We start from the raw sequence: 9,184 nt of genomic DNA on the forward strand, positions 1-9,184 counted from the left end.
CGGGCCGGGGCCGGAGCGGCGCGCGGCGCGGGTGCCACGGCCGCGGCTTCCAGGTCCTTGAGGCTCTTGACCACCGTGCGGCCCTGGGCGTCCACCACCTTGAAGTTGGTGTCCGCGTCCTCCAGCTCGTGGTTCTGCTCGTAGATGCGCGCGAAGGCCCGGGCAATGGAGGTCCGGCCCGCCACGTTGGGGATGATGCGGCACTTGGTGACGGCGCGAAGCTCGTCCAGCATGCGCATGTTGAGCGGATCGGCCATCGCAACCACCAGCGACTTGCCGTCATCCCGCAGCTGCAGCGGCAGCACGGAGAAGTCCCGCGCCGTCTGGGCGGGAATCTTCGCCTTCACGTGCGGCTGCACCATCTGCACCGCGTCCAGGTTCACCGCCGGCATTCCCAGTTGCTTGGACAGGGCGCGCACCAGGATGTCCTCGGAGACGAGGCTCATCCTGACCAGGATTTCGCCCAGCTTGCCGCCCCACTTCGCCTGCTCGGCGAGCGCGGACTTCAGCTGGCTCTCCTGAAGCACGTTCGCCTTGATCAGCAATTCACCAAGCTTGATCTGTGCCATGTCGTGGCACGCACTCTAGACTGTCTCGGCAGCGTGCGCCCCTTCTTCCGCGCCTGCCCGGTCAGGAACCTGGTGCCAGGGGCGCGGACGACCCGGAGGCGGGCGCCCCGGCGGGCAGCTCCCGGCCGGCGGCATCCACCTCCACCACCCGGGCCCCCTCGGGGGGAACCAACTCGTAGAGTGTGAGGTCCGGCCGCGCGTTGAGTTTGATCTGCTGGTAGCGGACCTGGAGCTTCGTCTTCGCCTGCTTCGCCTCCAGTGACACCCGGCCCGGGAAGATGAGCCCGCCCTGCTCCAGGAAGTCCTCGAAGCCCAGGTCATACCCCGGGATGCCCCGCACCTGGCTCTTCATGATGCGCAGGTACCTGGTGTGAACATGGAGAACCTGCGTCGCCTGACCCTGGTGGAGCGTCAGCACGTAGACGCCCTTGTCGCGGTCCAGCGCCAGCGTCATCCGCTCCGGAGGGATGAGCGGCACCTGCCCGAGCAGGATGGGCACCAGCTCCTCGCCCGGCAGCATCACGGGCAGGAAGCGGGACACGTTGGCGGGGCTGGCGGGGCCCTGGTACCAAGTATTGGTATCCGCCTGATACAGCCCGAAGCGCTGTCCGTCGGACACCAGGGAGGCGAGCGGCCTGTTGAAGAAGTCGAACGTCTCCAGGTGCAGCATGGCCGGCCGGGTGACGGCGACGAACATGCTCAGCGTGCCGCTCTGGTCTGGCAGCTCGGCGCGCAGCTTCGCGTCGCCCTCCAGTGTGACGACGTTCTCCTGGTTCTTCACGACGCGCTGATAGACGGCGTCCGCATCCGTGAGCTCTCCCTCGGGGCCGAACTCGATTCGCTTGGGACAGCCAGAACAGAGCACTACCAGGAAGATTGCGGCGGCTGCGCGGTTCATATGTCCTAGTCTGGGCCATGCCGCCCTGCCCGGTCACCCACCAATGAGCCTGAACGACATCCTCCATTACCTCCGCCTGGGTGGCGTCACCCTCGCCCTGCTCATCTTCGCCTCGGTCGCGGCGCTGATTGTCGCCGTCGAGCGCATCATCGCGCTCTGGGGCGTGGGCGAACGTTCACGCGCCTTGGGTGAGACAGTGAACAAACACCTGCTGCGCGGGGACGTCCTCGCGGCCCGCACCGCCGCCGAGCGCTCCGACGCGGTGGCCGCCGACATCTTCCTGGCCGGGTTCGACCGGATGGAGCGCAGCCGCACCGCCGGGGGCGCCGGAATCGAGGCCGCGGTGGAGCGCGAGCGCGCCCAGGTGGCCCTCAAGCTGCGCCGCTACCTGTGGATCCTGGCCACCATCGGCTCGATTACGCCCTTCGTGGGCCTCTTCGGCACCGTGGCCGGCATCATGCGCTCCTTCAAGGACCTGGGCCTGGACGTGGAGGCCGGCGGCACGGGCGGCAGCGCGGCGGTGATGACGGGTATCTCCGAGGCCCTGGTCGCCACCGCGGTGGGCATCCTGGTCGCCGTGCAGGCGATGGTCTTCTACAACTACTTCCAGGCCCGCCTGTCCCGTGTGCTGGTGGAGCTGCGCCTGATTGGCGACGAGTTCGTCGAGCTGCTCAAGGAGCGGGCCGCCGGCCTGCCGCCGGCCGAGCCCATGCCCCCCGAACCGCAGGCCCCCGCCGCCACGCGCACGGACGCACAGCCCGCCTAGGCCGGAGGAGAACGCACCATGGGCATGGGAAAGACTCCGGGCAGCGATGACGGCTCCGAGGACGGCGTCTTCGCGGAAATCAACATCACCCCACTCACCGACATCTTCCTGGTGCTGCTCATCATCTTCATGGTGACCAGCTCCGTCATCGTGCAACAGGGGCCGGGCGGCGGCGCCAAGGCCGGCCTCAAGGTGAACCTGCCCAAGGGCGGCGCCGCGGACGTCACCGCGAGGACGACGGACCTGTCCGTGGCGGTGCTCGCGGATGGGCGCTTCATGCTGGCCGGCAACGTCGTCTCCCAGGACGAGCTGCGGCAGGCCTTCGATGACGCGAGGCAGAAGGACGAGGAGACGGTGGTCATCGTCCAGGCCGACGAGGGCGTGCCCCACGGCACCGTGGTGCTGGTGATGGAGCTGGCCAAGAAGGCCGGGCTCGCGCAGCTCGCCATCGGCGTGCGCGAAGGCGAATAGGCGGATCCCCCGCTGGAAACACCAAAGCCACCCAGGGCAGCGAGCCCGGGTGGCCTGGGTGCTTCAGGCGCCCCGCCTTTTCAGCGGGGCGCGCGACTCACACGGACGCGAAGGCGGCGTCCGAGATGTCCATGGGCGAGGTGTCCTCGATGGTGAGCATCTTCGCCGCCTGCTCCACGTTGGGCAGCACGTTCCGCGCGTACCAGAGGGCGCTGTACTTCTTGCCCTCGTAGAAGGCGTGGTCCGGGTGGTCGGCGGAGACGGAGGCCTTCGCCTTCTCCGCGATGAGGGCCGCGTCCAGCAGCAGCCAGCCCACGGCGACCTCGGACATCATGTCGAGGAAGCGGTTGGCGGACAGCGGAATCAGCGGGAACTTGCTGCCGTCCTGCGACCAGCCGAACACCACCATGGCGCTGGCCATCAGGGCCTCCTGCGCCGCGGCCAGGGACTTCACGGCCTCGCCGTAGACGGCGTGCTCGCGGTGGGCCTCAATGAAGGAGCCCACGTCGCCCATGAACTGCTGGAAGTGCATGCCGCCCGCCTGGCCCATCTTCCGGCCCACCAGGTCCATGGCCTGGATGTGGGTGGTGCCCTCGTAGATGGAGAAGATCTTCGAGTCGCGGGTGTACTGCTCCACCGGGTAGTCCTGGATGTAGCCGGCGCCGCCGTAGATCTGGATGGCCTGCGCGCACAGGCGGAACGCCTGCTCGGAGCTGTAGGCCTTCACCAGCGGGGTGAGCAGCTCCACCTGGCCCTTGTGGTAGGTGGCCGCGTCGTCGTCCTTGCCGGCCAGCTGGCGCGCCTTGTCGAGGTGCATGGCCAGCTTGATGATGAGCGAACGGATGCCCTCCACGTGCGCCTTGATGTCCAGCAGCATGCGGCGGACGTCCGGGTGCTCGATGATGGCGGCGCGGGGCGCGGTGGGGTCCTTCCACTTGGTGAAGTGGGAGCCCTGCTTGCGGTCCTTCGCGTAGTCCAGCGCGTTGTAGTACGCGGCGGACGCCAGGCCGATGCCCTGGATGCCCACGGCGATGCGCGCGCCGTTCATCATCTTGAACATCTGGCTCATGCCGACGTGCTCGACGGTGCCCACGAGCTCGCCGACACAGTTGTCGTTCTCACCGAAGTTGATGACACAGGTGGCCGAGCCGTTGATGCCCATCTTGTGCTCGATGGAGCCCACGCCCACGTCGTTGGGCTGACCCGAGCTGCCGTCCGCGTTGATGCGCAGCTTGGGGACGATGAACAGCGACAGGCCCTTGGTGCCCGGCGACGCGCCGTCAATGCGCGCGAGCACGAGGTGGATGATGTTCTCCGCCATGTCGTGGTCGCCGCCGGAGATGAAGATCTTCGTCCCGCGGATGTTGTAGGTGCCGTCGCCGTTGCGGCGGGCCGTTGACTTGGCCGCGCCCACGTCGGAGCCGGCGTGCGGCTCGGTGAGGCACATGGTGCCGCCCCACGTGCCGTTGAGCATGCGCTCCACGAACTGCTTCTGCTGCGCGGGCGTGCCACACTCCGCGACCACTTCCGCCGCGCCGAAGGCCAGGCCCGGGTACATGTTGAACGCCGAGTTGGCGCCCGACAGCAGCTCCTCCACCGTCACCTGGAGCATCATCGGCGAGCCCTGGCCGCCGTGCTCCGGGCTCACGCCCACCGTCTTGAAGCCCTGCTCGTAGAGCTTCTTCCACGCGTCCTTGAAGCCCGTCGGCGTGAAGACGGCGCCGTTCTCCACCCGGCAACCCTCCCGGTCGCCCACCGAGTTGAGGGGCCCGAGCACCTCGCGCGCGAAGCGGTACGTCTCCGTCAGCACCGCCTTCGCTTCGTCCGGACCCCAGGCATCGAACGGCGCCTGGCCGGCCACCTGGCCGAAGCCGAACTGCTCGAACAGCGTGAAGAAGATCTCTCGAAGGTCGGTCTTGTAGGTGTTGATCCCGGCGGACATGGCCACTCCTGCGTGACGGCTCGCTGCCCGCCCCTGGTGAAAAAGGATGGGGTCAGCGGCGCGTGGAGACGCAGGAAGTGTGGCGGCGACTGATTTTTGAGTCAACCCCGAATGACACCTCGCGTTGAGGGGCGGTCACAACCGCCCCTTGAGACGCGGTGCGTCCGCCTACTTCTTCGCCTGCCGGGCCGAGGGAAGCGTGGCGGTCTTTGCCGCCGGTTTTTCCCGAGGAACCGTCTTCTTCGACGTGACTCCCTCACGGCGCTCGCTCGCCTCGTCGCCCTCCTCGCTGGGGGCGGCGGCGCTGGTGGCGGACGCGGGCGCGTTGGCGTTGCTCAGGCTCTCCCGAGGCACTTCCACCACGATGGGGGACTGGCCGGAGCGCTGCCGGTTCTCGTCCTCCAGCGAGTAGAAGAGCTGGATCTGCGAGGAGCCCTTCATCACCAGTTCGCCCTTCTGGTTCTCCGCCCAGAGGTCGACCTCGACGAAGTAGCGGCCACCGGAGCCGTGCCGGTCGCTCACGCGGCCCTTGCACACGACGGTGTCACCCGGCCACACCATCTTGATGAAGCGCACATTGTAGCGCCGCATCTGCCCGCCCCGGGCCCAGTCGCTGATGAGCTGGCCGAGCATGCCCATGACGAGCATTCCGGGCGCGTAGACGCTCGGCATGCCCACGCTCTTGGCGTAGATCTCGTCCACGTGGACCGGGTTGTAGTCCCCGGACGCGCCGGCGTAGCGCGACAGCTGGACGCGGTCGACGGGCGCCTTGGCCAGCGCGGGCAGCTCGTCCCCGACGCGGAGGGCTTCGAAGTACAACTTGCGCGCGGGCATCACGGGGTCTCCTTGGCGGCGCGGACCACCAGCGTCCGGCGGGCGCGGAACACGAGGTTGCCTTCCTCGTCACGGCCTTCGTCCTCGATGACCGCGATGTCCATCTTCCCGGACATGCCTGGACGTTCGAAGACATCGGAGACGCGCGTGGAGACGTAGATGCGGTCCCCCGCGAAGATGGGCCGCTCGTAGTCGAAGCCCTGCTCCGCGTGGAGCAGGCTCTTGATGCCCACGCCCAACAGCTCCCGCAGGTCCGCCGCCGAGTGGAAGGACGCGGGGAACGTGGGGGGCGCGATGATGGTGGGGTACCCCGATGCCCGGGCGTACTCCTCATCATAGTAGATGGGGTTGTAGTCCCCGATGGCCTCCGCGAAACGACGGATGGCGCCCTTTTCGACCTCGTTCAGCGTCGGCGGCGAGGCGCGGCCGATCGCGTTCTTGTCCAGCATTTCCTCTCCTGACTCTAGCGTCCGGCCGGAAGCTCGAGCACCGTGAGGAGCCCTGCTTCAGCGGCCGTCAAGCGTGGCGCGGCATTCACCAGCGCATTCGCGGTGGCCCGGTCGCCCGCCACTCCCCCCGGGATTTCCAACACCAGCTTCGGGTCAGCGTCGATTTCGATACGGTCCTTGGGGTCATCCGCCCCCACCGCGATGGTCAGCTCCAGCCGCACCCGCTCCTGTCCATCCTCCAACCCGACCACGGACTGGAACATGCCAGCCACTCTTCCCTTCCTGACGGGAAACGCGCCGCCGGAGATGTCCTCCTCGGCGAACACGGGGGCTACTTCTTCTTCGAAGTCGTCGCAATCCAGCCCCAGGCCGAGGGCCGCGAGCGCCGCGGACTCAACAAGGCCGACATGGCCCAGTTGCTCACTGTCCACCAGCTCGAAGAACTCTTCCTCCGTCAGCCCCGCGCCCACCTTCCGCTGCAAGGCCTCGCGCCGGGTCCGCGCATCCACCACGCGAGTGACGGTGGCACGACGAACCGGACCGCAGACCTGTCCAGCGACCGCCACCAGACGATCCAGCACGAAGCCCGGATTGACGCCGGTGCCCACCACCGCGACGCCCGCCTCCTGCGCCGCCTGGTCCAGTTCGTCCGCCAGCTCCGGGTACTTCAGATGCGGGAAGGCCAGCTCCTCACAGGTGCTGGCCACCGGCAGCCCCAGCTTCACCGCCTCCATCACCTGGTCGAACACCTTGGGCAGCCGCGAGCCGGTGGCATGCAGCACCACCACGCCCTTGCGCTTGCCCACGGCCTGCGCCAGCGACTCGGAGACCTTCACGCGAGGGGCGGGACCTCCCAGGACATCACCCAAGGGGCGACCCACCAGGCCGGATTGCACGTCCACGGCCCCGATGAGCTCCACCTCAGGTGAAGACATCGCAGCCCGGGCAACTTCCTGACCGATGAACCCCAGCCCCATCACCACCACCGGCACGGGCCCTTCCGGGGCTTTTGCCATCGGAGATTGCTCCACGATTCCAAGGGGTTAGCGATACAGTCCAGCGTTGCAGCGCACCATAAATCACACCTTGGCGGGCAGGCAAGCGTGACGTGGTTCTACCTCTCTTCCTGGATGGAAGAACCTCCAAGGATTTCCATGACTTAGGAGCTCATCACCTGCCTGGGGGGTCTTTTGGGGGCCCGTAGCGGCGTGTATAAAGCTGTACAAGCACGCTGTCCTGGAGGCACCTTGGGCATGGATCGCATCCTCGTCGTGGACGACGACGTCCTCATCCTGGCCGCCCTGTCACGCATCCTCCAGGCAGAGGGGTACGACGTCGTCACGCACAGCGACCCGGCCGTGGCCGCCCGGGAGGTCGGCTTCCAGGTCGTCCTGACGGACTTCATGATGCCGTACCTCAACGGCATCGAATTGCTCGGCGCCCTTCGGGAGAAGAACCCCAAGGCGGTGCGGCTGATGCTGACGGCGGCGGCGGACTTCCGCACCGCGTCCGAGGCGGTCAACCGCGGCGAGGTCTTCCGGCTGCTGGGCAAGCCCTGGTCGCTCAGTGACTTGACGAGCAGCGTCCGGCAGGCCTTCGACCACTACCGGCTGGTGGACACCAACGAGCGGCTGTCGCGCGAGGTCGCGGAGAAGAACGAGGAGCTGGTGGCCATCAACCGGGACCTGGAGCGGCGGGTGGTGGAGCGCACCGCGGGGCTGCTCGACGGGCTCATCAGCGCCTTGGACTACCGCGACACGGAGACGCAGTGGCACTCGCGCCGCGTGTCGCTCTACTCGCGCCGGCTGGCCCAGGAAGTGGGGATGACGGGCGGAGCGCTGGACGTGGTGGAGCAAGGCGCGCTGCTGCACGACATCGGGAAGATTGGCGTGCGCGACTCCATCCTGCTCAAGCCCGGTCCGCTGACGCCGGATGAATGGGTGGAGATGCGCAAGCACCCGGAGTTCGGCTACCGGATGCTGGCGAAGATGCCCTACCTGCACGAAGCGGCGCTCATCGTGCTCCAGCACCAGGAGCGGTGGGACGGCAAGGGCTACCCGCAGAACCTGGCGGGAGAGGACATCGTCCTGGGCGCGCGCATCTTCTGCCTCGCGGACACGGTGGACGCCATTACGTCCGACCGCCCCTACCGCAAGGGCCGGCCCATGAGCGTCGCGCGGGAGGAGATCCGCCGCTGCGCGGGCACCCAGTTCGACCCGGCGCTGGCGGAGGCCTTCCTCCACATTCCGGAGACGGAGTGGCAGCGCATCCGCCAGGAAGTCGAGGCCTTGGAAGCGGCGGAGCACGCGCGCTGGAACAGCGACCCGCTCGGTCCGCCCGCGCCGCTGGCCCGGGCCAGCGGCGCGTGAGTCAACACCTCAGGGCGCCAGCTCCACCGCGCGCACCTCGCGGATGACGTCCCCCTCCAAGAGGGTGTCCACCACGTTCATGCCGGACATCACCTCACCAAAAGCCGTGTAGCGGCCATCCAGGTGCGGCTGCGGGGCGTGGGTGAAGAAGAACTGGCTGCCGCCGGTGTCCTTCCCGGCCAGCGCCATGCCCAGGGTGCCCCGGCCGTAGGGCCGGCGCGTCATCTCGCAGCGGATGGAGTAGCCCGGCCCGCCCTCACCGTCCCCGCGCGGGTCTCCGCCCTGCGCGACGAAGTCCGGCACCACGCGGTGGAAGGTGACGCCGTTGAAGAAGCCCTTGCGCGCCAGCGCGTGGAGGTTGCCCGACGTGAGGGGCGCCTCGTCCACGTCCAGCCGCACGGTGATGTCCCCCTTGTCGGTGCGCAGCACGAGCCCCGCGCGCGCCGGGGCGGCCACGGGCCGGAAGGTGTTCGCGGGCAGCTCCACGCGCGCCGAGCGCACCCGCTGCCCCGTCAGCCGCGTGAGCGCCTGCGCCGCCACGCGCCGCACGTTGGCGTGCGGGTGCATCAGCCACTCACGCAGCCGGGACTCGGCGGCCGGGCTCCGCAGCGCCACCAGCGCGCCCGCCACCGGCTCGGCCAGGTCGCCCGGCGTCTGGGGCACACGCGCCGCCAGCGCCTCCACGGCAGGCAACGCGGCCTCGTCCTCCAGCACGCCCGCGGTGGCCGCCGCCGCGCCCGCCACCACTTCGTCCTCGCCTTCGATGAGCTCGCGCACCGGCGCCGCCGCCTCGGGCACGGGCCGCGCGGACACGGCCTCCAGCGCCGTCAGCCGCACGCGCGCCTCCGGGTGGCGCAGGTACTTCACCGCGAAGCCCGCCCCACCC

The 9,184-nt window shown here is 68.7% G+C and carries 10 protein-coding genes; 3 read left to right on the forward strand and 7 right to left on the reverse strand.

Annotated elements, in window-relative coordinates; all coding sequences use genetic code 11:
- The coding region (locus HV824_RS32855; RefSeq protein ID WP_176425019.1) for a general secretion pathway protein GspE at nt 1-569 on the reverse strand (569 nt) is incomplete at its 3' end.
- Nucleotides 570-630: 61 nt separating this feature from the next.
- Nucleotides 631-1,467 (reverse strand): DUF4292 domain-containing protein, encoded by an 837-nt coding sequence (locus tag HV824_RS32860; protein WP_176421387.1) that lies wholly within the window; start codon nt 1,465-1,467, stop codon nt 631-633.
- Between the two features lie 43 nt (nt 1,468-1,510).
- Here HV824_RS32860 and HV824_RS32865 point away from each other — a divergent pair, with 43 nt between their 5' ends.
- Together HV824_RS32865 and HV824_RS32870 are read left to right on the forward strand one after the other, a co-directional pair.
- The gene (locus tag HV824_RS32865) at nt 1,511-2,233 is read left to right on the forward strand and encodes a MotA/TolQ/ExbB proton channel family protein (RefSeq protein WP_176421386.1); all 723 of its coding nucleotides are present in this window, start codon (nt 1,511-1,513) and stop codon (nt 2,231-2,233) included.
- 18 nt (nt 2,234-2,251) lie between these two features.
- Entirely contained in the window at nt 2,252-2,704 is a 453-nt protein-coding gene (locus HV824_RS32870) for a biopolymer transporter ExbD (protein WP_176421385.1), read from the forward strand.
- A gap of 97 nt (nt 2,705-2,801) precedes the next feature.
- On the opposite strand, the gene HV824_RS32875 is transcribed toward HV824_RS32870, so the two are convergent.
- The 4 genes from HV824_RS32875 to HV824_RS32890 form a co-directional block, all read right to left on the reverse strand.
- Nucleotides 2,802-4,646 (reverse strand): acyl-CoA dehydrogenase, encoded by a 1,845-nt coding sequence (locus HV824_RS32875; protein WP_176421384.1) that lies wholly within the window; start codon nt 4,644-4,646, stop codon nt 2,802-2,804.
- Between the two features lie 168 nt (nt 4,647-4,814).
- On the reverse strand, nt 4,815-5,480 hold the full coding sequence (locus HV824_RS32880; protein ID WP_176425020.1) for a MaoC family dehydratase: 666 nt from the start codon (nt 5,478-5,480) through the stop codon (nt 4,815-4,817).
- Nucleotides 5,480-5,929 (reverse strand): MaoC family dehydratase N-terminal domain-containing protein, encoded by a 450-nt coding sequence (locus tag HV824_RS32885; protein WP_002636736.1) that lies wholly within the window; start codon nt 5,927-5,929, stop codon nt 5,480-5,482. Before HV824_RS32885 ends, HV824_RS32880 begins: the two co-directional genes overlap by 1 nt.
- 14 nt (nt 5,930-5,943) lie before the next feature.
- Entirely contained in the window at nt 5,944-6,945 is a 1,002-nt protein-coding gene (locus HV824_RS32890; protein ID WP_176421382.1) for a dihydrodipicolinate reductase, read from the reverse strand.
- 237 nt (nt 6,946-7,182) lie between these two features.
- On the opposite strand from HV824_RS32890, the gene HV824_RS32895 reads away from it, so the two are divergent.
- Nucleotides 7,183-8,298 (forward strand): HD domain-containing phosphohydrolase, encoded by a 1,116-nt coding sequence (locus HV824_RS32895; RefSeq protein WP_176425021.1) that lies wholly within the window; start codon nt 7,183-7,185, stop codon nt 8,296-8,298.
- Nucleotides 8,299-8,307: 9 nt separating this feature from the next.
- Here the strand turns inward: HV824_RS32895 and HV824_RS37770 are convergent.
- Nucleotides 8,308-9,184 (reverse strand): peptidylprolyl isomerase (locus tag HV824_RS37770; protein WP_255208526.1); only part of this gene is annotated, 877 nt, incomplete at its 5' end.

This window comes from Myxococcus sp. AM009 (assembly GCF_013372605.1).
In the GTDB taxonomy this organism is placed as follows: domain Bacteria; phylum Myxococcota; class Myxococcia; order Myxococcales; family Myxococcaceae; genus Myxococcus; species Myxococcus vastator.

What these genes read in the sequence shown, in the direction of transcription:
- HV824_RS32895 (WP_176425021.1), top strand. Translation starts at nt 7,183, where the DNA reads ATGGATCGCATCCTCGTCGTGGACGACGACGTCCTCATCCTGGCCGCC.
- HV824_RS32875 (WP_176421384.1), bottom strand. Translation starts at nt 4,646, where the DNA reads ATGTCCGCCGGGATCAACACCTACAAGACCGACCTTCGAGAGATCTTC.
- HV824_RS32885 (WP_002636736.1), bottom strand. Translation starts at nt 5,929, where the DNA reads ATGCTGGACAAGAACGCGATCGGCCGCGCCTCGCCGCCGACGCTGAAC.
- HV824_RS32890 (WP_176421382.1), bottom strand. Translation starts at nt 6,945, where the DNA reads ATGGCAAAAGCCCCGGAAGGGCCCGTGCCGGTGGTGGTGATGGGGCTG.
- HV824_RS32880 (WP_176425020.1), bottom strand. Translation starts at nt 5,480, where the DNA reads ATGCCCGCGCGCAAGTTGTACTTCGAAGCCCTCCGCGTCGGGGACGAG.
- HV824_RS32860 (WP_176421387.1), bottom strand. Translation starts at nt 1,467, where the DNA reads ATGAACCGCGCAGCCGCCGCAATCTTCCTGGTAGTGCTCTGTTCTGGC.
- HV824_RS32865 (WP_176421386.1), top strand. Translation starts at nt 1,511, where the DNA reads ATGAGCCTGAACGACATCCTCCATTACCTCCGCCTGGGTGGCGTCACC.
- HV824_RS32870 (WP_176421385.1), top strand. Translation starts at nt 2,252, where the DNA reads ATGGGCATGGGAAAGACTCCGGGCAGCGATGACGGCTCCGAGGACGGC.